The 22,873-nt window shown below is 48.2% G+C and carries 23 protein-coding genes and 2 pseudogenes; 15 read left to right on the top strand and 10 right to left on the bottom strand.

Going from position 1 to position 22,873, the window contains the following annotated elements:
* Positions 1–37: 37 nt before the first annotated feature.
* From proB to purD, 4 genes are all read left to right on the top strand, one after another.
* On the top strand, positions 38–1,168 hold the full coding sequence (gene proB, locus PSE6802_RS0109995; protein ID WP_019499923.1) for a glutamate 5-kinase: 1,131 nt from the start codon (positions 38–40) through the stop codon (positions 1,166–1,168).
* Between the two features lie 61 nt (positions 1,169–1,229).
* Positions 1,230–1,736 carry a Tic20 family protein gene (locus PSE6802_RS0109990; protein WP_026103206.1) on the top strand — a complete coding sequence of 169 codons (507 nt, stop codon included), beginning with the start codon at positions 1,230–1,232 and terminating at the stop codon, positions 1,734–1,736.
* Between the two features lie 133 nt (positions 1,737–1,869).
* Entirely contained in the window at positions 1,870–2,499 is a 630-nt protein-coding gene (locus tag PSE6802_RS0109985; RefSeq protein ID WP_036945612.1) for a chromophore lyase CpcT/CpeT, read from the top strand.
* A gap of 51 nt (positions 2,500–2,550) precedes the next feature.
* Complete coding sequence (purD, locus tag PSE6802_RS0109980; RefSeq protein ID WP_019499920.1) at positions 2,551–3,867, top strand: phosphoribosylamine--glycine ligase; 1,317 nt, start codon at positions 2,551–2,553, stop codon at positions 3,865–3,867.
* 51 nt (positions 3,868–3,918) lie between these two features.
* Here the strand turns inward: purD and argH are convergent, their stop codons facing one another.
* Complete coding sequence (gene argH / locus PSE6802_RS0109975; RefSeq protein WP_019499919.1) at positions 3,919–5,304, bottom strand: argininosuccinate lyase; 1,386 nt, start codon at positions 5,302–5,304, stop codon at positions 3,919–3,921.
* 151 nt (positions 5,305–5,455) lie between these two features.
* Here argH and PSE6802_RS31880 point away from each other — a divergent pair, with 151 nt between their 5' ends.
* The 4 genes and pseudogenes from PSE6802_RS31880 to PSE6802_RS0109955 all read left to right on the top strand — a co-directional run bounded on the left by PSE6802_RS31880 (position 5,456) and on the right by PSE6802_RS0109955 (position 7,577).
* Positions 5,456–5,800, top strand: a complete 345-nt coding sequence (locus PSE6802_RS31880; protein ID WP_019499918.1) for a Uma2 family endonuclease — start codon at positions 5,456–5,458, stop codon at positions 5,798–5,800.
* A 28-nt stretch (positions 5,801–5,828) separates the two neighbouring features.
* Positions 5,829–6,345: pseudogene (locus tag PSE6802_RS28470) on the top strand (Uma2 family endonuclease).
* 133 nt (positions 6,346–6,478) lie between these two features.
* The gene (locus PSE6802_RS0109960) at positions 6,479–7,045 is read left to right on the top strand and encodes a cob(I)yrinic acid a,c-diamide adenosyltransferase (RefSeq protein ID WP_019499916.1); all 567 of its coding nucleotides are present in this window, start codon (positions 6,479–6,481) and stop codon (positions 7,043–7,045) included.
* 85 nt (positions 7,046–7,130) lie between these two features.
* Positions 7,131–7,577: a single-stranded DNA-binding protein gene (locus tag PSE6802_RS0109955; protein WP_019499915.1), complete on the top strand. Its 447-nt coding sequence runs from the start codon at positions 7,131–7,133 to the stop codon at positions 7,575–7,577.
* Between the two features lie 27 nt (positions 7,578–7,604).
* Here PSE6802_RS0109955 and PSE6802_RS0109950 read toward each other — a convergent pair whose 3' ends face one another.
* The 6 genes from PSE6802_RS0109950 to PSE6802_RS0109925 form a co-directional block, all read right to left on the bottom strand.
* A complete protein-coding gene (locus tag PSE6802_RS0109950) occupies positions 7,605–7,973 on the bottom strand; it encodes a DUF5615 family PIN-like protein (RefSeq protein ID WP_019499914.1) in 369 nt (122 codons plus the stop codon).
* Complete coding sequence (locus PSE6802_RS0109945; RefSeq protein ID WP_019499913.1) at positions 7,974–8,285, bottom strand: DUF433 domain-containing protein; 312 nt, start codon at positions 8,283–8,285, stop codon at positions 7,974–7,976.
* A 16-nt stretch (positions 8,286–8,301) separates the two neighbouring features.
* A complete protein-coding gene (locus PSE6802_RS0109940; RefSeq protein ID WP_019499912.1) occupies positions 8,302–8,643 on the bottom strand; it encodes a WD40 repeat domain-containing protein in 342 nt (113 codons plus the stop codon).
* Between the two features lie 219 nt (positions 8,644–8,862).
* The gene (locus PSE6802_RS0109935; protein WP_019499911.1) at positions 8,863–10,869 is read right to left on the bottom strand and encodes a cation transporting ATPase C-terminal domain-containing protein; all 2,007 of its coding nucleotides are present in this window, start codon (positions 10,867–10,869) and stop codon (positions 8,863–8,865) included.
* Positions 10,835–11,572, bottom strand: a complete 738-nt coding sequence (locus PSE6802_RS0109930) for a phosphoadenylyl-sulfate reductase (RefSeq protein ID WP_019499910.1) — start codon at positions 11,570–11,572, stop codon at positions 10,835–10,837. Before PSE6802_RS0109930 ends, PSE6802_RS0109935 begins: the two co-directional genes overlap by 35 nt.
* A gap of 35 nt (positions 11,573–11,607) precedes the next feature.
* On the bottom strand, positions 11,608–12,447 hold the full coding sequence (locus PSE6802_RS0109925) for a pentapeptide repeat-containing protein (protein ID WP_019499909.1): 840 nt from the start codon (positions 12,445–12,447) through the stop codon (positions 11,608–11,610).
* A 268-nt stretch (positions 12,448–12,715) separates the two neighbouring features.
* Between PSE6802_RS0109925 and PSE6802_RS0109920 the strand changes: the two genes are divergently transcribed.
* The gene (locus PSE6802_RS0109920; protein WP_019499908.1) at positions 12,716–13,456 is read left to right on the top strand and encodes an MHYT domain-containing protein; all 741 of its coding nucleotides are present in this window, start codon (positions 12,716–12,718) and stop codon (positions 13,454–13,456) included.
* 11 nt (positions 13,457–13,467) lie between these two features.
* A complete protein-coding gene (locus PSE6802_RS0109915; protein WP_019499907.1) occupies positions 13,468–13,686 on the top strand; it encodes a DUF2997 domain-containing protein in 219 nt (72 codons plus the stop codon).
* Here PSE6802_RS0109915 and PSE6802_RS0109910 read toward each other — a convergent pair.
* Complete coding sequence (locus PSE6802_RS0109910) at positions 13,679–14,089, bottom strand: EVE domain-containing protein (RefSeq protein ID WP_019499906.1); 411 nt, start codon at positions 14,087–14,089, stop codon at positions 13,679–13,681. The genes PSE6802_RS0109915 and PSE6802_RS0109910 overlap by 8 nt on opposite strands.
* Before the next feature lie 224 nt (positions 14,090–14,313).
* Here PSE6802_RS0109910 and PSE6802_RS0109905 point away from each other — a divergent pair, with 224 nt between their 5' ends.
* Positions 14,314–14,517, top strand: a complete 204-nt coding sequence (locus PSE6802_RS0109905; protein ID WP_019499905.1) for a hypothetical protein — start codon at positions 14,314–14,316, stop codon at positions 14,515–14,517.
* Between the two features lie 55 nt (positions 14,518–14,572).
* Here PSE6802_RS0109905 and dnaN read toward each other — a convergent pair whose 3' ends face one another.
* On the bottom strand, positions 14,573–15,718 hold the full coding sequence (gene dnaN / locus PSE6802_RS0109900; RefSeq protein WP_019499904.1) for a DNA polymerase III subunit beta: 1,146 nt from the start codon (positions 15,716–15,718) through the stop codon (positions 14,573–14,575).
* A gap of 631 nt (positions 15,719–16,349) precedes the next feature.
* Between dnaN and pheT the strand changes: the two genes are divergently transcribed.
* Together pheT and PSE6802_RS0109890 are read left to right on the top strand one after the other, a co-directional pair.
* Positions 16,350–18,779 (top strand): phenylalanine--tRNA ligase subunit beta, encoded by a 2,430-nt coding sequence (pheT, locus tag PSE6802_RS0109895; protein WP_019499903.1) that lies wholly within the window; start codon positions 16,350–16,352, stop codon positions 18,777–18,779.
* A 94-nt stretch (positions 18,780–18,873) separates the two neighbouring features.
* The gene (locus PSE6802_RS0109890) at positions 18,874–20,070 is read left to right on the top strand and encodes a Coenzyme F420 hydrogenase/dehydrogenase, beta subunit C-terminal domain (RefSeq protein ID WP_019499902.1); all 1,197 of its coding nucleotides are present in this window, start codon (positions 18,874–18,876) and stop codon (positions 20,068–20,070) included.
* Positions 20,071–20,091: 21 nt separating this feature from the next.
* Here PSE6802_RS0109890 and PSE6802_RS28460 read toward each other — a convergent pair.
* Positions 20,092–20,680 (bottom strand): annotated as a pseudogene (locus PSE6802_RS28460) (phage integrase N-terminal SAM-like domain-containing protein).
* Positions 20,681–21,034: 354 nt separating this feature from the next.
* On the opposite strand from PSE6802_RS28460, the gene PSE6802_RS0109880 reads away from it, so the two are divergent.
* Both PSE6802_RS0109880 and PSE6802_RS0109875 read left to right on the top strand, forming a co-directional pair.
* Positions 21,035–21,679: an Eco29kI family restriction endonuclease gene (locus PSE6802_RS0109880; protein WP_026103201.1), complete on the top strand. Its 645-nt coding sequence runs from the start codon at positions 21,035–21,037 to the stop codon at positions 21,677–21,679.
* The gene (locus tag PSE6802_RS0109875; RefSeq protein ID WP_019499898.1) at positions 21,663–22,823 is read left to right on the top strand and encodes a DNA cytosine methyltransferase; all 1,161 of its coding nucleotides are present in this window, start codon (positions 21,663–21,665) and stop codon (positions 22,821–22,823) included. Before PSE6802_RS0109880 ends, PSE6802_RS0109875 begins: the two co-directional genes overlap by 17 nt.
* The last annotated feature ends 50 nt before the right edge of the window (positions 22,824–22,873 follow it).

Here is a 22,873-nt window from a genome sequence, read left to right as displayed (position 1 = left end):
GAACCTCAACGACAGGAGAAAGCGCGTTTAAGCTGTTATGCAGTCGCAAACAATAGTGATCAAAATTGGTACGTCGAGCTTAACCAAGCCGGAATCCGGCGATTTGCATCTATCGGCGATCGCGAAATTAGTCGAAGCAGTCGTGTATCTGCAACGTCAGGGGCATCGCGTCGTATTGGTATCGTCGGGGGCGGTGGGCGTGGGTTGCGCCAGACTGGGTTTGACAGAAAGACCGCGACAGATAGCAATGAAGCAGGCGATCGCTGCCGTGGGGCAGAGCCGCTTGATGCGCATTTACGATGATTTTTTTGCAGCCCTACACCAGCCCGTCGCCCAGGTTTTGTTGACCCGTGCCAATCTGATCCAGCGGCAGCATTACATTAACGTAAATGCTACGTTCCAAGAGTTATTGTCACTGGGCGTAGTGCCGATCGTAAACGAAAACGATACGGTCGCCGTGGACGAACTCAAGTTCGGCGATAACGATACGCTGTCGGCTTTAGTGGCGAGCTTGTTGGAGGCAAATTGGTTATTTCTGCTTACAGATGTGGATCGCCTCTATTCCGCCGACCCCCGCCAGCACCCTGATGCCAAACCGATCGTTACCGTACCGCACGATCGCCTGACCACCCTGGATGTAGAGGCAGGTGTAGGGAGTCAATGGGGCACGGGTGGTATGGTGACCAAACTAACAGCGGCTCGCATCGCATCGGCAGCGGGTGTCCGTACCGCTATTACTAAAGGCGATGCCCCAGAGCGGATCTGGCAGATTTTGCGGGGCGAGCCGCTCGGTACCCAATTTGAGCCGCAACCCCGCACCGTTAATGCCCGCAAGCGCTGGATTGCCTACGGCATGGTACCGATGGGCAAGCTCTTACTCGACGATGGAGCTGTTAAAGCTCTAGCCAAGTTAGGGCGATCGCTCTTACCCGCAGGTATCGTCGCAGTTGAGGGTGAATTTGACGCTCAAGAGGCAGTGAGTTTGTGCGATCGTACTGGCAAAGAATTCGCCCGAGGTATTACTAACTATGGCAGTACGGAAATTAGAAAAATTCTCGGCTGCAAGTCAGAAGATATTCCGCGCTTGCTGGGTTTAGAAGGCGAAGTTACGGAAGCAAACGTAGTACATCGCGATAACCTAGCGATCTTAGATCGGCAAGAGTTGTGAAAAACTGTCTAAAATTAACTATTATGCTAGTTTAGCTCCAGTTAGCAAAAGGTCGCGATTTATGGCATGGCGTGGAGGAACGAGTCCCATAGAAAGGCTGTATAGCTGTCTACCCTACGCTTTACCCATGTCAGCAGTAATTGGCATGGGAGCATTCTTATTCAGTCAAATCCCTGGACTGGCAATCAGCTACATTCTGTTTTTTCAGATCGGTCAAATTTTGTCGTTTGGAATTATTCCCCCCCTATTCGATCTCAGGTTTGTGGTCTGGCTCGTTCTATTTTTGCTTGTGGTTAGGAACGGACGTATTAAGCACTTCGTTCGCTTTAATACTATGCAGGCATTAATGATCGATATCTGCATTGTCCTGGTTTCACTCCTCATGTCCCTGATCGCGCAAATTATGGCTGGACTTCCCTTCTTTGTGGAGTTTGCCCAAACCATTTTTACGGCTACTTTCATAGCGGTGAACGTAGCGTTTATATACGCGATCGTCCAAATTGTGCGAGGGCTTTACCCGGAAATGCCGATGCTGTCAGATATTGCGTACCACTACACGAGATATTAGAAGATATTAGCGATCGCGCCTCATTTTGGGGATATAAATCGGCTATCTTTTTTTAATGGCCCTGAATAAACCGGGGCGCTCGCAGGGGGATTGCCCCTACAGAATCTTATCGTACGAGAAATTTCCTTAATACATGGCTTTAAAAACACATCAATCAGAAATGCTAACCCTGGCATCCTGGATGTCAGGCGAGTTTAGCAACTGGGAGCAGGCGATCGAAAATCCTCCTTTTTTCGCCCATATTCGCCTCCGGATCAGACAATTTCCACAGCCGCTAAGCGATCGCGGCATCTGGCTGTATTCCGAACAAGCCTACGATTATGCAATGCATAGACCCTATCGCACGGCAATTTTACATATTCTGCCCGACGGGGATGATGAAACCGACGACCCGCGCCTCAAAATCGTCACCTACAAAATCAAAGACGAACCCAAATACTATGGTGCTAGCGTTAATCCCGAGCGGTTAACCCAGTTAAGCCTGGATGATGTCGTCTTATTGGATGGTTGCAATATGTTAGTGCAACACACGCCTGAGAATATTTTTAAAGTCAAGGTCGAGCCAGGTAAAAAGTGTTGCGTAGTTCGCGATGGGCAAGAAACTTACCTTAACAGCGAGTTTGAAATCAGTGAAACTAGATTTATTAGCCTGGAACGCGGTTACGATCCGGTTACAGATGAAAGGGTATGGGGATCGATCGCCGGTCCATTTGAGTTTGAAAAGAAAGATAGTTTTGCGGTAGAGATGGTATCGAATTCATAACCCCACCCATCCTCCCCTTGGCAAGGGGAGGTGCCGGAGGCGGAGGGGTCAATGGAAAATTTACAGGTGGAATTTAGAGAAGGTGCGAGATTGAAGGCATTAATTGTAGGTAGCGGTGGTAGAGAACACGCCATAGCCTGGCAGATGGCTCAGTCACCCAATGTCAGTCAAATTTTTTGCATTCCCGGCAATGGTGGTACGGCTACCTTGCCCAAATGCCGTAACGTATCGCTGTTTGTCGATGACTTGGATGGCATTCAAAGGTTTGCTGGCGTGCAAGGGGTTGGCTTGACCGTAGTGGGGCCAGAAGTACCGCTAGCAATGGGTATAGTCGATAACTTTCAGGCAGAAGGTCTACCGATCTTTGGCCCTACTAAGGCTGGTGCCCAAATTGAGTCCAGTAAATCCTGGGCAAAGTCGCTGATGCGGTTGGCTAAAATTCCCACCGCCGCCAGTCAAGCATTTACAGATCCTGCTGTTGCCAAAGACTACGTTAAGCAACAGGGCGCGCCCATTGTCATTAAGGCAGATGGTCTCGCCAGTGGCAAAGGTGTGACCGTGGCCATGACACTAGAAGAAGCCCAGATAGCGATCGATCGCTGCTTTAGCGGTCAGTTTGGCGCAGCAGGCGAAACGGTATTAATCGAAGAATATCTAGAAGGTCAGGAATTGTCAGTCCTCGCGATTACGGACGGGCAAACCATCCGGCCATTACTGCCCGCTCAGGATCACAAGCGCTTGGGCGATGGCGATACAGGGCCAAATACAGGTGGGATGGGAGCCTACGCCCCTGCCCCCTTGGGAACGCCAGAGCTGATGGAGAAGATTCAGACTGCGGTGTTGGAGCCAGCGATCGCTGCTTTACAAAAGCAAGGCATTGACTATCGCGGCTGTCTCTATGCAGGTTTGATGATTACACCTACAGGCGAGCCAAAAGTAATTGAATTTAACTGCCGGTTTGGCGATCCGGAAACGCAAGCAATCCTGCCTTTACTGGAGTCACCCCTGGATGAATTAATGCTGGCTTGCGTGGAAAGGCGCTTGCATGAAATACCGCCTGTTGCCTGGAAATCTGGGGCATCGGTATGCGTAGTGATGGCAGCGGACGGCTACCCCGAAAAGTCCCGCACGGGGGAATTCATCACTGGCATTGGCAAAGCGGAAGAGGCAGGAGCGTTAGTTTTCCATGCCGGGACAAAGCTGCAAAACAATAGCCTTGTCACCTCTGGCGGTCGGGTATTAGGTGTAACTGCAACAGGAGATACGCTCAAAGACGCGATCGCCCGCGTCTATGAAGCCGTCAGTCACATAGATGGTGGCGACTTAATTTATCGTCGCGATATCGGTTGGCGAGCTACGCTAACTTAACCCTAGTGGCCTGTCAAGCTTAAAATTGTGAGTCATAAGATTTTATAAACGTTAAACAAGAAGATTTTTGGCTGCTATGACTTGCTGGCGTACTTGCTCGAATCCCGTGCCGCCGTAGCTATTGCGTACCGCTACTACCTGAGCCGGAGCGATCGCCTCAAAAATATCCATCTCAAATAAAGGATGGAACGATCGCCAGCGTTCTAGGGATAAATCCTTGAGTAAAATTCCCTCACTGACGCAGGTTTTAACCAGCTTACCTACTAAGTTATACGCTTCGCGGAAAGGAACTCCCTTAGATGCGAGGTAATCGGCGACATCGGTAGCATTAGAGAAATCTTCTGCCACAGCAGCACTAAGGCGTTGCGGCTGAAATTCTATGCCTTCTGCGAGTAGAATAGTCATCGCCTCCAAACAAGCTCTCACCGTAATTACGGCATCGAACAGACATTCCTTATCTTCTTGCATGTCTTTGTTGTACGCTAGCGGCAAACCCTTCAGAAGTGTCAGCATCGCTTGCAAATGCCCGAATACCCGCCCTGTCTTGCCGCGCACCAATTCCGGCACGTCGGGGTTTTTCTTTTGCGGCATGATGCTGGAGCCAGTACTGATGCGATCGCTCAGCGTCACAAAACTAAACTCCTGGGATGACCATAAAATTACCTCCTCAGAAAAGCGACTGAGATGCATCACAATCAGGCTAGCAGCGCAGAGAAATTCCACCGCAAAATCGCGATCGGAAACGCCATCGAGACTATTTTTGCCCACCGCTTCAAACTGCAATAATTCAGCCGTGAAATGGCGATCGATGGGGAAAGGCGTGCCCGCCAACGCGCCCGAACCGAGGGGACAGATATTGACGCGGTGATAGATTTCATCCAGGCGCTGCCAATCTCGCTGCGCCATCTCAAAATAGGCGAGGAGGTGATGCGCCAGACTGAGTGGCTGAGCGCGTTGCAGGTGCGTGTAGCCCGGAATGAGCGTGTCGATATGCCTTTCCGCCTGAGCGATTAATGCTGCTTGCCAGGCTTTGAGATCGACTTGAATCTGGCGGATGCGATCGCGCAGATACAAACGCACGTCCGTTGCCACCTGATCGTTACGCGATCGCGCCGTATGCAGCTTCTTGCCGATATCGCCGATCGATTCCGTCAAGCGCCGCTCCACGGCAAAATGCACGTCTTCGTCATCTAATCCGGGATTGAACTGCCCCTGGCGATATTCCTGCCGGATTTGCTCCAGTCCCTTCACCAGGGCATCGCCTTCCTCGGCGCTGATAATCCCGACCTTAGCCAGCATCTGCGCGTGTGCTTGCGAGCCCGTAATGTCGTACTCGATTAAATTAATATCAAAACCAATACTGGCATTAAACTGGGCGATCGCAGGGTGCAGCGCGGTTTCAAAGCGTTGACTCCAGGGCTGTGGTGATTGACTCATGGGGCTAGGATTACTGTATTTACGAGAAATCTTCTAATTACTGTAGCGGCTAATCTGGTTCCGCCTCTGTAGATTATGCTGCATTTACCGAGCCAGTGAATGCATGTGTTGGGGTTACGATATATTTAGCCTGGCATCAAAAGGTATAAACATGTCTTACACACTGTCCAAACTCCTCAGCTTTGATGAATTCCTGGGCAAATACTGCCGCAATCCCCGTTACGAGCTAGCCAACGGAGAACTAATTGACATGGAACCCACAGGACCTCATGAAACTGTGAGTGGCAAGCTATTAGGCATCCCCGAATATTGGATTGTCGATTATCGCGGTTTGGGTGGCATTGCCTTTATTGGCAAACCCAAGCAACCCACATTTACCGTTTGTCAACTGAATGCCGAAGTTTACAGCCAGCAACAGTATCGCCTCGGTCAGCCAATTACTTCACCGCTGCTACCCCAGATTCAGCTTCGCTTAGATGACGTACTGCCCCGCTAGGAACTTGAGTACTTAACCTCTAAATGCTATGGTTCAAACGCCTACTAAACCCTTAACGCTCGATGAGTTTCTAAAGCTTCCAGAAACTAAGCCTGCTTCGGAATTTATTGACGGTCAGGTTATCCAAAAGCCTATGCCACAGGGAAAACACAGCACGATCCAAAGCGATCTCGTCCCCGCCATCAATACCGCACTCAAGCCCCAGCATATAGCCCGTGCTTATTCAGAACTGCGCTGTACGTTTGGGGGCAAATCGATCGTCCCGGATATTACGATTTTTACCTGGGATCGTATTCCTCGCGATCGCGATGGTAAAGTTGCTAATGTTTTTTCACTTGCACCGGATTGGACGATTGAGATCCTCTCCCCCGAGCAAAGCCAAACAAAAGTCGTGCGGAATATCCTCCGAGGAATTGGCGTTTGTTTATTTTGCAGATCGCACCATAGCCGTGTTTGAGGAAAAAAGCGATCGCCTGCCCGTCCCCTCCTTTGCCACATCCTTTAGCATCACCGTAGGTCAGATATTCGACTGGCTGAACGAGTAGCTCTGCCAAGCACTTGAAGAATTTAAGTCTTTCTGAAAGCCAATCGCTGAATACTGACTACTAAAAACGCTAGCTACTAATAACTATTGACGACTAACCATATCTAGTGTTTATATAGGTGCAATAGCCCAGTATGTACGCTAACTATATGGTTGCCCAAATAAAATCTGCCAAGACCGCTAAGCCCAGTTCCCCAGCCGCCAAGATGACTTTACCAGTAACGCCTTCGCGAGGATTGATGCAAGTAGTGACATCGCCAACACGGGGGTTTTATGCGGATGTTATGGCACAGGCACTCAGGGTAGCGGGACAGGGCAAGCCCACATTAGTCGCGCAATTCTTTCAGGGCGGTATTCGACAAGGTGCAAACTATCCCCGACGGCTCGTGCAAAATCTCGATTGGGTGCGCTGCAATCTGGAGCGCCAGATCGATCCGCAATCCCCTGACCTTACTGAGGCTGAGACGCAAGCAGTATTGGATCTGTGGCAGTACGCTAAAGATGCGATCGCAATGGGTCACTATGATGTCTTTGTCCTGGACGAGCTAAGTTTAGCGATCGAGCTAGACCTAGTTGCAGAGACAGAGGTGCTCAAAGTATTGCAATCGCGCCCCCACCAGGTCGAAGTAATTTTAACTGGCCCTCACATGCCTGCCAGCTTAATTGAATGCGCCGATCTAGTTACCCAGCGGCGAAATTAAAGTTTTCTTAAATTAATTACTGTTGTCTGAGCGACTTTAGTAACAATTCGCTAAGCTATAAGAACCTGTTTCTCAATTTGTTGCCATGAACTCGTTTACGCTCCTCGCCGAAATCGTCTCCGACCCGGAACTGCGCTATACACCTGACAACCAGAACTCAATCGCTTCTTTTCTGGTACAGTTTTCTAGCTCTAGAGAAGAGGATGCTCCCTCGCGGTTAAAGGTAGTCGGTTGGAACCGCTTGGCGGATGAAATTATGGAGAAATATCACAAAGGTGATGCCGTTGTCATCGAAGGTCGTTTGGGGATGAATGTAATCGATCGCGGCAACTACAAAGAGAAGCGAGCCGAAATGACCGCTTCGCGCATCCACATGCTTAGCGGCGCACTGTCGGCGAGTACAGCCAGTGCGGCTACTGCAAGTACTACCGCACGCAGCAGTAAATCTACCAGGGCATCAAGCGCATCAGTTCCCAAAGCCACTCCACCCGCAGCAGACGACGAGCCAGGATACGACAACATCCCATTTTAACGGCTGGCGCAGTTTTGCAGGGATAGTTCACGTTCTTATCTGGGGAGACTTGAAGGGAATATACTCAACTGAATTTATCCATTCATCAGGTTCAGAGGCATTAGCAATCAATTCTAAATCATTAACAAATTGACCAATCGTGCCTCCAAGTTGATGACCAAAGATTAATCCTGAAAACGGTTTTCCTTCTATCTGCCAAGTTTCGGCTAAAACTCTAAAGCGAATATCTTGGGTAAAGAGAACACGCTTAAGCTCCGTCACTCTTACTAAAAGCCGATCGTCAGGCATTTCTACAGTTCCGTCCTCAAATGCTGTCAATACGTCTATGCCTCGGCGACGCAACTGCTCAGTAATCGCTTGAGGCACATGAACATCCATGTACAAAGCAATAGCCATTTACAGCAGTCCTTTAGCTTTCATACGAATGTAGAAAGGTGACTTGGATGCTTGAGCCGTATTTTCTTGTACTTGCTGTAATTCCTGTCTAATTTCTTGGTCAATTTCTTCTTGATGATCGAAATAGTATCCCATTGCTGCATGGGCCTCGGCTAGGGTTAAGTAAAGGTGTTGACGACAGATCTCCTCTACCGACCAACCATAGGCAATATAGTCCATGACAATTTGGGCAATTCTAATACGCGGCAAGCGTTGCAACCGTGCGGACTGACCATCGCTTTTTTCGATATGCGGATAACTGAGGGTTAACATAATGTTTTGTTTTCACCTAGCTAAGTTGCCATATTCTAACAGTTTTACCTTTGCTGCCACTAGCCAGTAGTTTTCCGTTAGGGATAAAGCTGACAGACATTACAGGTTTGCTATGTCCTGAAAGTAACTGACCATTTTGATTTCGATCTTTACTAATATCCCAAGGTCTTATAGAGCCGTCATCCCCAGCACTAGCCAACATTTTGCCATCAGCCCTAAAAGATATATCAATCACAAGCAGCCAAAGTATCCATTTCCAATCAATCTGGTTACTCTGGTTGGAACGGTCAGCTTGGAACTGATGAGCCATGGCATAGGTTGTCAACCCTGCCAAACTGTGACCGATAAACGATGACATTTAAGATATTCCTGTGTAAGACTTCAACCTAAAACTTTATACAATTATAGCTATAGCCAATAGGCTTAGGACGGGGTGCAGGGGTTCCACCCCTGCGTGGGGGCGCAGCCCCCACACCTCCTGTCCTAACAGATCTGTCTACAGCTATACATTCGATCGATACATCTCAACCGTGTTCGCACATAAGGCGCATTACCCTGCATCAAACAGGTCATAGCTCTAATTCGAGGTCAAAATTTCCTCCACCCAAAAGATAGAGGTAGCGGCTAGAGAAGCGATCGCCCATTCCGTCCAACTTAAAGGGGTTGTGGCAAATAATTCTCCCATTTCGGGCAGATTAATAATGGCAACTTGAGCGATCGCTAAAAATGCGGCGATCGCCATGAGAGGGATGTTAGAGAATACGCTAGAGCGCACCAAGCTACAGGTATAAAAGATCTGGCTGAATACCAGGGTGGTAAACGCCATAGTGCGGGCTTCTTGCAACATGCCTGAAGCACTCTGTTGGTACTTAAACCAGAATACTGCACCCACGGTCATCGCAATCGTGGCGATCGCAATGCCTACATGTAGATAGTTGCTACGCCATATCGACTGAAACTGTTTTGAGTGTCTGGTCATGATATTGGTTGGCGTGAGGTCGAGCATCAATACCAACGCTAGTAGAGGAGTAGCGATCGCACCAACCCAAACGATCTGCAACGGCACGATCGCAGCCTTAATATAGACAGCCGCGATCGCCAGGAGTACAAGCGCCACAGCAGAGATCGCGATCTGCCAGACAATGCGTTGCAGAGGATCGACAACGCTTCTCCCTGCCGCGATCGCGAGAGGAATATAGTGAAAGTGCGCCTCAGGCAAAATCAATCCCGCGCTATTTTGCACTAATTGAGGTGCAGTACGGGCGCAAATACCGACATCGGCCTGTCGCAGCAACGGAATATCGTCGTTTGCTTCAGCAACTACAGCAACAGATGCACGGCGGCTGTGACGAACATTTTGATTCTCTATGCGCTCTCCTGACTGCCACAACCGGATCGTTTCCAGGGGGCGATCGAAGTAGCTACTAACTTCAATACCCAGCACTTTCCCTAAAGCATCAGCATCAGTTTGGGAAGCGCGAATTAAGCCATGCCATTTAATCCCCGCTCGATCGAGATTATCTATGCTAAGCTCTAGATTGGAGTCAAGGATAGGAGTAATTATGGATAGATGTGACAGCGCGTCGATCGCAGATGGAAACTTCACCCACAGACCTTTTTGCGCCAGGTTCTGAATTCCCACCCATTGCATCAATGTTGCGATGCGGAGCAGATTTTGCGGATAGGTACCGATCGCGATCGCCAGGCAGAGAAAACTAATCTCATACCAGTCGGTTTCGCCGCGATCGATGAATATCCTGACCAGAATTGCGATCGCGATACTAATTCCTACAAACCAAATTTGGCGCAGGCGACGCAGCGTATCGTGCATCATCGACACGGGCTGCTCGCACCGCCAGATTTTGTAGCCGTACACACTGCTACCCGTGGCGATCGCTACACCCACGCCTCTTCCAGAGGTCACTGTAGTGCCAGCGTAGACGATATTACTGCGTTCCACGGCAGGTGTAGATAGAGGTAGTGCCGTTTGCCCCTGCTTATCTACAATAGACATGCTGCCATTCCTGGCATTACTAGTAATGCCAGTCCGATCGGTTTGCAAATCTTCAGATTCAAACAAGCGCAGATCGACACTGGGGCGATCGCCCGCTTGAATTTCTACGATATCCCCCACCACCAGATCGCGGGCAGAAATCGATACGACCTGACCATCGCGCCTTACCCTGGCTTCTTCTATAGCAGGAGAACGATCTCGATCTGGAGTTCCCAGTAGCGCAGCCTCGCGCGCGCGAATGGCTCTAGCAGTCAACCACATGCCAATACACGCATGAAATATACCCAACCCCAGCACGTACCAACCTTCACCACTTACATATTGTGCTACAGCAGCGATCGCCAGCAGCAGATATGTGAAAGGAGTAGTCAAGGGTTGTCTGACAATCTGCACTATACGGCGCTGGGTCGGCACTTGATTCCGACCATAGCGCCGCAGTCTTTGCCGTGCCACCACGTAGGTCAATCCTTCTCGCTGCGATTGCAGATGGGACAACACCTGCTCGATCTCCCAATGGTGCCAAGGAATGGGAGGATTACCCCTTAGCACGAACGAGTTTGCCCTCAGCATTGACATGCAAACCGCATTCCTGGTTATTTTGCTCCCACCACCAGCGTCCGGCTCGGAGGTCTTCGCCCGGCGCGATCGCTCTCGTACAAGGAGCGCAGCCAATACTGGGATAGTGGCGATCGTGCAAAGCATTGTAGGGCACGTCATTGGCGCGAATATATTCCCAAACCATATCGTTTGTCCAATCAATTAATGGATTGATTTTGAGAATATCCCTTGCGGCATCCAATTCCACTACCTCCATCTGAGATCTATTGTCAGTTTGATCCCGCCGCAGTCCTGTAATCCAGGCTTGCAAGCCTTCCAAAGCCCGATTGAGCGGTTCTACCTTACGGATATAACAGCACAGTTTGCGATTTTCAACAGTGTCGTAGAAGAGATTAATGCCATGCTCTCGCACCATCTTTTCTACAGCTTCGGTCTGAGGAAACATGGTCTGGAGCTGGAGCTGGGGATATTTCTTGGCGATCGCAGCGATCGCGTCATAGGTTTCTCCAGGCAAACGACCGGTATCGAGGGTAAATACACAAGCATCGGGGCGAATGCGAGCCATCATGTCGATTAAGACGACATCCTCAGCACCAAAGCTTGATGCCAAGGACACATGGGGGTGAAATTTATCTAGAGCCCACGCCAGGACTTCCTGCGGTGACTTGCCCTGTAACTGGGCGACAGCGCTATCAACTTCTGAGCTTGTAGTCATAGGAAATAAAAATACGATCTAGATCGATCTTATCGTTAAGTGCTGCGATCGCGTACTAGGGAAGCATCAGTCACAAGCGTCAGAGTGTCGTCCACCGCATCGTCATGTTTAACCTCGCTGCGATCGCTGTTGCCAGGCATAATCGCATCTTCAAGATTAACGCCAGTCCAATCTGAGCCTGCAATTTCGGCTTTGGTTAAAATAGCTCCTTTGAGATCCGCTCCGCTCAAGTTGGTACCGATTAAATTTGCCTTCACGCAAATTGCTTCTACTAAGCAGGCATCGCTCAAGTTCGCATTGCTCAACCTGGCTTTAGGCAAAATTGCTTCTGTCAGGTTAGCACCGCTGAGGTTAGCACCGCTGAGGTTAGCACCGCTGAGGTTGGCACCGCTGAGGTTGGCACCGTGTAAATCGGCATAGAGTAAGTCAGCATTAGTCAGGTTGGCTTGTCTGAGATCGGCCCCCTCTAAGTTGGCATGAATCAGATCGGAATTGCTTAAATTACAACCAGTCAAGTTAGCATGACTCAAGTTGGCATTCCTCAGAATTACTTCACGCAAATCTGCCCCTTTCAGATCGCTTTTGACAAAATTGGCTAAGCGCAGGTTTGCTCCCACCAGCATCGAGCCGCTCAGGTCAGTCCCGCTGAGATTGGCACCAATCAAGTAAGCACCGACCAGGGTGGTATAAATCATCTCTGCATCGTTAATCGCCGCTTCGCGCAGATCGATATTACTTAAATTAGCACCGCTGAGATTAACACCTTCTAGATCGGCATGCCTCAAACTGGCATAAACCAGATTAATCCCTTCTAAGTAGCAGCCCGGACAGCATTTAGTTGTCAATAGCTTTTGCCTGAGTGTAGCCTGGTGCATAGTCTTATTTCCGAAAGTATATATGCCAGGAAATAGCCTTCCCCATCTGATTTTTGCACACTCGGTCAGTTAGATACCACCAACCTTTTTACTATTAGGAGTTATAGCTATAGTCAACAGGCTTAGGACGGGGTGCAGGGGTTTCACCCCTGCACCCCGTCCTAACAGATCTGTCTATGGCTATAAAAGCAAAATGCTATGTAATTTCCGTGCTGTGGGTATATTAGATGTTAAACTTCAGCACCTAGTCTAAGAATAGGCATTAGTTATGAATGTAATATACAATCCTTATCTTGTCGTACTATCAGCTTTTATTGCAATGCTCGCTTCTTACGTAGCATTGATCCTGGCCGGTCAAATACCATATGAAAGGGGGTTCGATCGTAAGTTCTGGCTGATACTGGGTTCGACATCGATGGGCATGGGTATCTGGTCGATGCACTTCATTGCCATGCTAGCCTTTGCTATACCGATTTTTATTAGCTATGATTTTTTAATCGTTGTAGTTTCGCTGATCGCTGCAATTGTGGCATCGGCGCAGGCATTAAGCATTGTGAGCCGCCCCATCATCGACAACCGCCTTTTGCTAATTGGTAGTGCTTCGATGGGAATTGCGATTGCGGGCATGCACTACATCGGTATGCTGGCGATGAGGATGCAAGCAGATACGAGTTACAATCCCTTTTTGTTTATACTGTCAGTCATCATTGCGATTGTGGTGTCTTTTGTCGCCTTGAAAATTGCTATTTTCTTCCGCGATCGCACGGGTCGTCAGGCCATGTGGGGAAAGATGGGTAGTGCAGTTGTCATGGGTTTTGCGGTACTTTCTATGCACTATACAGGTATGGCAGCAGCCGTCTTTACGCCTAACTTTAACAGGGCGACAGAAGTTGGTTCTAGCATTAGTAACTTTGCCTTAGCTACAATCGTTGGCGGGATAACGTTCTTAGTCCTATTTGCTACCTTGTTTATTGTCTATACTAACTCTAAAACAGAAGCCAGAGTTTAAACAAAATTGCCATGTCTGAGTACCAAAGAATTGAGTTTTTAATCGATAAGGATGGCAAGCTCGAAGAGCGCGCGATCGACGGGCATGGCGATGCTTGTCTAAAAGCAACCGAGGCGCTCGAAGCGTCTCTGGGAGAAGTTATCAAGCGAGAGTTACTCCCGGAATTCCACGAAAGCGACGATCGCACGATCGTCAGTACGGACATCCAATACGAACAGAACTTTAATTAGCCCCAGCCAGGGTTAGAATGCGCTGCCAGTGGGCTTCCGAAACAGGCACGACCGATAGCCGCGAAATACGCAGCAGATCGAACCCTTCAAATGCAGGATCTTGCTTGATTTGCGCAAGAGTCACAGGTCGAGGCAAAGCCTTAACTACCGTCACGTCCACCACCGCACGCTTAGGATCGCTGAGTTTAGGATCGGCATAGGGCTGGCTGATTACTTCTGCAATTCCCATTGCTCTTCTTTCTTCGCCCGTATGGTATATCAAAGCTAAATCTTTGGGTAACATTGTCCTGATGTGTTTGAGGGCGAGGTTATTGTTGACACCATCCCACACGGTTGTTCCATCCCTTTCTAAGTCGGCATAGGAATAAACATTTGGTTCGCTTTTAAGCAACCAGTAGGCCATACAATATCTCTCCTTAAATACAAATCAGCACGAAGATCGCTCAAACTTGCGCCAATGCAAATGGTCAGTTCGACTACTACCCAAAAACAACTGCTTTCCTATCACCCAAGAGAGCAAATAATTTTAACCCATTTGCGTAATCCTGGAGGGGGAGTCGATAGCCATAAAACCATGACAGAATAATCTCACGGATCGAGAATTTAAGTAACAACAGAGAAACAAAAATGTTCAGCTATAACAACGACAAAGACGGGGAAATCAGCTTTATTAAAGATTTTCTGATGGGGGAACTCGGACTAACGATTGGTGTCGATTTTTCCTTTACCCCCGACGAGCTGCTGCTCAGTAAAAAAGCTTTTCTATCCATCCTCTCAGCTTCAGACGAAGAAACTAAGAAATACATTATGTCCGTCACGGAAATGAGCTAGCGATCGCGGCTACTCAGATGGCATACCTTTATCGATCTCTCATCTGCAGTGGCATCTAGGAACGGATTTGCACGGGCATAATCAGATACGTCATCTGCGCAGAACCAATGGGGGTAACTATAGCGGGACTGGTGGGATTGTTCAGCTTGAGCTGAATATCGTTGCTATCGATCGCTTTCAGTCCATCTAAGAGATATTTCACATTAAAAGCAATTTCGAGATCTCCGCCAGAGATTTGTGCTGGTAAAGACTCTCGGCCAGTTGCAACATCGGGGGCTTCCACCGAAAGCGAAATTTCTTGACCGGTGGTATTAAATGAAATTTTGACGATATTGTTTTTTTGATCGGCTAAAACTGCAATTCTTTCTAACGCCGAAACCAGCACTTTACGTTCTAGCGTAACTTGACGCTCGAACTGGCTGGGAATTAAGGCACGGTAGTTGGGATAGCTGCCGTCCAGCAAGCGCGAAGTCAAAATCTGATTGGCACTTTGGAAAATCATCTGCGATCGATCGAATCTAACTGCGATCGCCCCTTCCGTCTGCACGTTTAGCATGCGCTCCAGTTCGCGTAATGCCCGCGCCGGAATAGTCACCTCTAAGCGAGCTTTCTCATCCACTGGTACAGGTAGATCGTCGGCAGGCAGGAAATTTGTCTGCACCACTGCCAAACGATGCCCATCAGTAGCAGCAAACTCCAATCGATCGGCACTGGCAGTTACGTGCACGCCCGTTAAAATTCGCTTGGTTTCATCGGTCGAAGCCGCAAATAAAGAGCCATCTAGCCCCAGCAGCAACGACTCCACGGGCAAATAGGTCGTTTCCCCATCCGCATCAATTTTGGGTAATTCTGGAAATTCCTGCACGGGTAGCCCGTGTACCTCATACCGACCCGAACCACAGGAGATCGTGGCAATGTCATCGTCAATACTCAAGGTGATGTCTTCGTCCGGTAAGCGCGAGACAATATCATTCAAAAGTCTTGCCGGCAGTGTAGTTGAGCCACCAACCGTTACATCCGCACCAAAAGTCACCTGAATCCCCAAATTTAGATCGAACGCTGTCATACCGAGCGTCTGCAACTTCGCATCTGCGTTGAACAAAATATTTGCAAGCACCGGATGCGTAGGACGAGAAGCTACGGCTCGGCTGACTAGCGAAAGATTAGAAGCGAGTTGGTTTTGAGAGCAAACAAGACGCATATGCAAATCGCAAATGACAGATTTTGGTGCGATCGAGGTTAAGTAGCTCAATGGCAGGGAGCTTATCGTATCACTGTTGCTTCGCTCTGACTAGAAGCCTCAAAAAATTTTTTTCACGCAAAACTATAAATTCTAAAATTCTTTTTTATAAATTAAATAATAGTAGTAGTAGGGGCTGTGGAAAGTGTGGAAAAAAACGGGGATCGTGACAAATTAGGCTTTACAGAGATTTTCCCCTGTGGAAAACTCTGTGGATAAGTAGGCATTTTTTCCACAGAGTATTTATACTTATAGAAAGTTTTCCACAGATTGGCCTGATTTTTCCACAGAAAAATAGGGGTTTCCCACAGAAAAATAGGGTTTTTCCACAAGTTTTCCACAGGCTAACTCGTGCTAAATATGAATAGTAATAAAAATTCACAAAAATTGGTATAAAGTTAATATTGGTTGCGAAATCTTTACGACGAGTGCTTTACTTTGACTGGTGAATGCGGATACGATAAAAAACTTTTGTCCGCCGATCGACCATTTGGTAAGCTTAGCGAGGATTGCGCCGCGACTGTAAACCTGTGGGGCAATGTAACGATTCTGCTAGGATGAATGGCATTGAGAATTTTTCTGAAACTAGTAGATGCGTATTTCGTTAAATTGGCTGCGTGAACTTGTAAGCTTCGATCTGCCTGCCGAAGATCTAGCTGACAAACTAACAATGGCGGGTTTTGAAGTGGAAGCGATCGAAGATCGACGAACTTGGGCAGATGGTGTAGTTGTGGGGCGCATCCTCTCTGCCGATCGCCACCCTAATGCCGATAAACTCCAGGTATGCAGCGTAGATGTTGGCAGAGAGGCACCTTTGAGCATTGTGTGCGGGGCTGCTAATGCCAGAACCGATCTGTACGTGCCGGTGGCGACTGTAGGTACTTATTTGCCCAACGTCGATTTGAAGCTACGCCCTACGAAATTGCGCGGGGTCAAGTCAGAGGGCATGATTTGCTCTTTGGCAGAATTGGGCTTGGAAAAAGAGTCTAGTGGTATTTACGAGTTTGAGGGGCAGCCGACTTTGGGGGCTGATGTGAGGCCGCTGCTAGCTCTAGATGATGTCATCCTGGACGTGACCTCCACTGCCAATCGTGCCGATGCCCTTAGTATGGTTGGGATTGCACGAGAGGTAGCGGCATTGACGGGAGGGAAATTAACATTGCCCGATGCGCCAATGCTAAAAGTTGAGAACCCGAAGGCTAAATGGGTGAGTATTGCCGATCGCAAAGCTTGTCCAGCTTATATTGGTACTCTGATTCGGTCTGTGACAGTACGTCCGTCACCTCTATGGTTGCAGCGGCGGTTGCACGCGGCAGGTATGCGACCGATTAACAACATCGTTGACGTGACGAATTATATTTTGCTGGAGTGGGGGCAGCCTTTGCACGCCTTTGATGCCGATACTTTGAAAGATGGTATCGATATTGGTGTCAGATTTACCAATACGCAGGGCAAGCAGAAGGAAAAGCTTAAAACTCTCGACGATCGCGAATGCGAACTGCAGCCGCATAATCTTCTGATTACTTCAGGAGACGTGCCGATCGCGATCGCAGGGGTCATGGGTGGCAAGGATACGGAGGTATCGCAGCGCACCACAAATATTGTTTTAGAAGCGGCCCTGTTCGACCAGGCGGTGGTGAGGCGTTCGGCGAGGGCGCAAGGCTTGCGGACAGAGGCATCGGCTCGCTATGAAAGGGGAGTCAACCAGTCGGGATTGGAAATTGCCTGTGCGAGGGCTGTGAAAACGATCCTGGATGTGGCTGGCGGTCAGGTTGTAGAGCAGTGTCCGGTCGATTATCGCAGTCCCACGATCCGCAAAATTGAATTAAGACTGAGTCGCGCCCAACAAGTTTTAGGCACCATTGCTACCGACAGCGATGAAGAACAGGATTTATCCGCCGAAACGGTGGAAACCACGCTGCGATCGCTTTCCTTTGAATTAACTCCCAATTCGACGACGAATCAAGAAGGCGACGATACGATCTGGAGCGTGACCGTGCCACCCTATCGCTACGCTGATGTCGAGCGCGAAATCGATCTAATCGAAGAAATCGCTCGCATTTATGGATATGACAAATTCTGCGAGACATTACCGTCGCGCACGGAACTGGGATATCTATCGGTCGATCAGGTGTTGATTCGTCAGATCCGTGAAAGCTTTCGTGGTGTGGGGTTAACCGAGGTGATGCATAATTCACTCTGCAGCCCTAATGCAAGTCGGCAAGTCACGATCAATAACCCCGTGGCTGTGGAATATAGCGCTTTGCGGGTGGACTTAATGTCGGGCTTGATCGATGCCTGCGTCTATAACCTCAGTCAGGGTAATGGTTGTCTGAATGCCTTTGAGATTGGGCGCGTATTCTGGTCGGATGAAGCCGGAACCGATGAAGCCGATCGCATTGCTGGCATTTTAGGCGGCGATCCCACAGTCGGGGCGTGGCAGCATAACTCCAGCCCGATGGACTGGTATGCCGCTAAGGGAGTATTGGAAACAGTTTTCCACAGGCTAGGTGTAAATGTGGAATATCAGCCCGACCACAAAGATCCGCGCCTGCACCCCGGTCGCACGGCTTCTTTATGGATTGCCGGTCAAGGATTGGGAACGTTCGGACAGCTTCATCCCCAACTGCGATCGCAGCTAGACTTGCCCGATGAGGTCTACGCGTTCGAGCTAGATCTGTACGTTCTCCTGGAGGCAATGGATCGGCTTGCCGTTCCTGTATTCCAACCTTTTTCTAGTTTTCCCAAGAGCGATCGCGATCTAGCCTTTTTTGCTGCTACTAAGGTGTCTGTTGCCGACTTGCAAAAAGCGATCGCCCGTGCTGGTGGAGAGTTATTAGAATCGGTCCAGCTATTCGATCGATATGTGGGCGATGGCGTACCAGCCGGACAGCGCAGTCTCGCTTTTCGCCTGACCTATCGCAAAAGCGATCGTACGCTGACGGAAGATGACATTAATCCAGTCCATCAAAAGATTCGCGACATGCTGGAAGAGAAATTCCAGGTCAGTTTGAGAAGTTAGGGGCGATGCGCGCATCGCAGATCCCTCTGGCGATCTCGAACTCCCTGTACCAGACTGCATTAAGATAGCCATGTAAGCAAAAATTACCTCGACCATGTCCGTTACTCCTGCTCACCACAAAGCCAAAGCCTTACCCACTGTCAAGCGCCGCCCTGCTAAAGCTCTATGTAGTGAATGCGGTCTCTGTGACACTTATTACATTCACTACGTGAAGGAAGCCTGTGCGTTTATTACGCAGCACATTAGCGAGATGGAGGTGGAAGCCCACGGACGTACCCGCGATCTAGATCGCGATCGCGACCTGTATTTTGGCGTGCATCAGGAGATGATGGCAGCGCGCAAAAAAGACCCGATCCCTGGCGCGCAGTGGACTGGAATTGTGTCCAGCATTGCGATTGAAATGCTGCAACAAGGGAAAGTTGAGGGGGTGGTGTGCGTGCAATCTAGCCAGAGCGATCGCTTTCAACCCACGCCTATTATTGCCACCACACCGGAAGAGATTCTGGCAGCCAGGGTGAATAAGCCCACCCTATCGCCCAACCTATCTGTGTTAGAACAAGTCGAGCGCTCAGGCATGAAGCGCTTGTTGGTAATTGGGGTTGGTTGTCAAATTCAGGCGTTGCGTACCGTAGAAAAGCAACTGGGCTTAGAAAAACTCTACGTGCTGGGTACGCCCTGCGTTGATAATGTCAGTCGGGCTGGGTTGCAAAAATTCTTAGAAACTACCAGCCGATCGCCGGAGACGGTAGTGCATTACGAATTCATGCAGGACTTCAACGTGCATTTTAAGCACGAAGATGGCGCGATCGAGAAGGTGCCGTTTTTTGGCTTGAATACTAAGGAACTCAAGGATGTATTTGCCCCTTCCTGCATGACCTGTTTTGACTATGTCAATTCCCTTGCCGATCTGGTGGTCGGCTACATGGGCGCGCCGTTTGGTTGGCAGTGGGTTGTGGTGCGCAACGACACGGGTAAAGAAATGCTCGATCTGGTACAGGATAAGTTATTTACGCAACCAGTGATGTCAAGCGGCGATCGCACCGCTGCTGTGCAGCAAGGTATAGCCGCCTACGACAACGCCACCACAATTCCCATGTGGCTGGCGTGGGTAATTAGTTTCGTGGTGAATAAAATTGGCCCCAAGGGATTGGAATACGGACGTTTTTCGATTGATTCCCACTTTATTCGCAACTATCTCTACGTGCGTCGCAACTATCCCCAGAAATTAGAAGCACACGTACCGGAATATGCCAAGCGCATCGTATCGCGTTACAAACTTCCTGAAGTTTAATCTATACCCACATCCGGATATCTATACATCTAGTGGGCTGCGTACGCCTCTCTCCCCACGATTGAGGACATGCGTGTAGATCGTCGTCGTTTTGACATCTTTGTGCCCCAACAATTCCTGGACGGTACGGATATCGTAGCCATTTTGCAGCAAATGCGTGGCGAAACTATAGTGCTTCATTTAGCCTTAAACCACAGCCATAGAGCAACTTGACTACCAGTTGGTATACACCAGACAAATTACAGATTACTGCTCTAACCTCCTCAGTTGTTAACACTGTTGGTAAATAGCGCGATCGCTTTGCACGTATGGCATTTAATTCCAGTCCGATTTCCTGCTGTAAAACTTCACGATACAAAAATAAAATTGCGCATAAAGCTTGGTTCTGCGTAGAAGCCGCAACGTGTTCTTCAACTGCAAGGTGGGTTAAAAATGCATTGACCTCCTCACAACCCATCTCACAAGGATGACGTTTGTTATGAAACAAAATGTAACGTCGAATCCATTGCACGTAGGTTTCTTCGGTTCGGTAGGAGTAGTGCTTAGCGCGAACAACATCGCGAACCCGATCCAACAATTTTCTGGGGCGTTGCTCAACAGTAGTCGTCATGTTAGGCTGAAATTATCTATCTAGATCACCTATACGGGATGTTACCCAGAAAAAATCTGTCTAACACACCCAAATGGGTGATTAGGCTGAAATGTTCTGGCTAATCACCTTTACGGGGTAGTTAGGTAGAAAAGGTCTGGCTAACCATCTATCCAGGGTAGTTAGGCAGAAAAAGTCTGGCTAATCGTCTTAAATAGGTGTTTAGGTAGAAAAAATCAGTCTAAAATATAGTTAGCAGTCTAGGAAACCCCGTTGGCTCAGTGCTTGAGCGGCTTTGATCCATCAGTTATCAGCATCACGGAAATCAAGTATAATAGAGCGTCCTTATGGTGATCGCTCCAAGCCTCAGCCAACATGAATGTTTTTCATCGTTCTGACCATGTTTATGTCTCTCCCGATCTTGATGAGGTTATAAAAGACACAATACGTTTTTTTAATGGCACACCTGTACATTCAATTCCCACTCCAGAGCGTTTTCATGGTACAGGCGTATATGCTCTCTACTGCATTGCCAAATCTGGAATTTATTCAAAGTTCCATTTGGTAAATAGAACTGAATTTCGTATGCCAATTTATGTTGGAAAGGCTGTTCCAAAAGGATGGCGACAATCTAGGCTATTACCCTCTGTAGACGCTAAAGTTTATGAGCTATATAATCGCATCAAAGAGCATAGCCGCAGCATCGACATTGGGGACGGTTTGAATATCTCAGATTTTTTCTGCCGTTTTATGATTCTTGAGGGGAAAGAAAGCGATTTGATAGGCACTGTCGAAGCAGCCCTAATCCGAAAGTACAAACCAATATGGAATACTTTGATTGATGGTTTTGGTAATCATGATCCTGGAAAGGGTAGGTACGAGCAAGCAAAGTCAGATTGGGATGTCTGTCATCCAGGACGTGCTTGGGCAGAAAAGTGTCAGGGAGTACCTGCAAACAAAGAAATTCTTGTCCAAAGTATTGAAGAGTTTTTAAGAAATTTAAATGAAGAAAATTCCTGAAATATCTTGCTTAGAGCTATTTGCTGGTGCGGGTGGACTAGCAAAAGGGCTAGAACTCTCTGGAGTTAAGCATAAAGCTTTAATCGAATGCAATAAGGATGCCTGCCAGACACTGATAAATAACTACAGCAACAAGCTTGTTCATAATGTAGATATTCGCTCATTCCAGTTTGAGCAGTTTGGTCATATTGACATAGTTTCAGGAGGGCCTCCTTGTCAACCATTTTCAATGGGGGGAAAACATAAAGGAAATATGGATCAGCGAGATATGTTCCCTTATGCTTGCAAGGCCATCAGCACTTATACGCCAAAAATTTTCATTCTTGAAAATGTCAAAGGACTCTTACGAAAATCATTTAATAGTTACTTTGAGTACATTATTCTAAGATTAACTTATCCTGATGTTCAGCCCAAAACTTCAGAAAACTGGGAAGATCATCTAAGAAGGCTTGAGAAAATCCATACATCTGGGAAATTCGATTCCATTAAATATAATGTAATTTTTCGGCTACTAGACGCAGCAAATTATGGTATTCCACAACGCCGTGAACGTGTTTTCATCGTCGGTATAAGAGAAGACTTAAATATAGAATGGGCTTTTCCAAAAGAAACGCACTCTTTGGATTCATTGCTATGGTCGCAATTTGTTAGCTATGATTATTGGGAACGGCATAAGATCAAGCCTTCAGCAATTGAACACCTAGATACAAGAAATCAGCAAAGAGTTCATCGACTGATTCAACAGCCTACTTTATTTAGACCATCTTTGGAGCCTTGGAAAACAGTGAGAGATCAAATTGGGGATCTCCCAGAACCTGATTTTGAAGGTAGTTTTGACAGTGAGCATGTTCTTAGAGAGGGTGCAAAATCATATCTTGGACATACTGGCAGTTATATTGACATGCCTTCTAAAGCACTGAAAGCAGGAGATCATGGAGTTCCTGGAGGAGAAAATATGATTCGATATCCAGATGGTCAAGTTCGCTACTACACGACCTTTGAGGCTAAACGAATTCAGACTTTCCCAGATGACTATAAAATTTGGGGTTCATGGACAGAAGCAATGAGGCAGATTGGCAATGCTGTACCCGTAGAACTAAGCCACCATATAGCGAGTTCCTTAGCGCGAACAGTCTGTGTGTAACAACTGCTAACAATCCCGTTGCACGCCGACCGTATCAAGTTGGTCGCTGA

The sequence above is a fragment of the Pseudanabaena sp. PCC 6802 genome (assembly GCF_000332175.1).
Classification (GTDB): Bacteria; Cyanobacteriota; Cyanobacteriia; order Pseudanabaenales; family Pseudanabaenaceae; genus PCC-6802.
The sequence above is the reverse complement of the archived record's forward strand: the minus strand, read 5'-3'. Positions and strand labels throughout refer to the sequence as shown.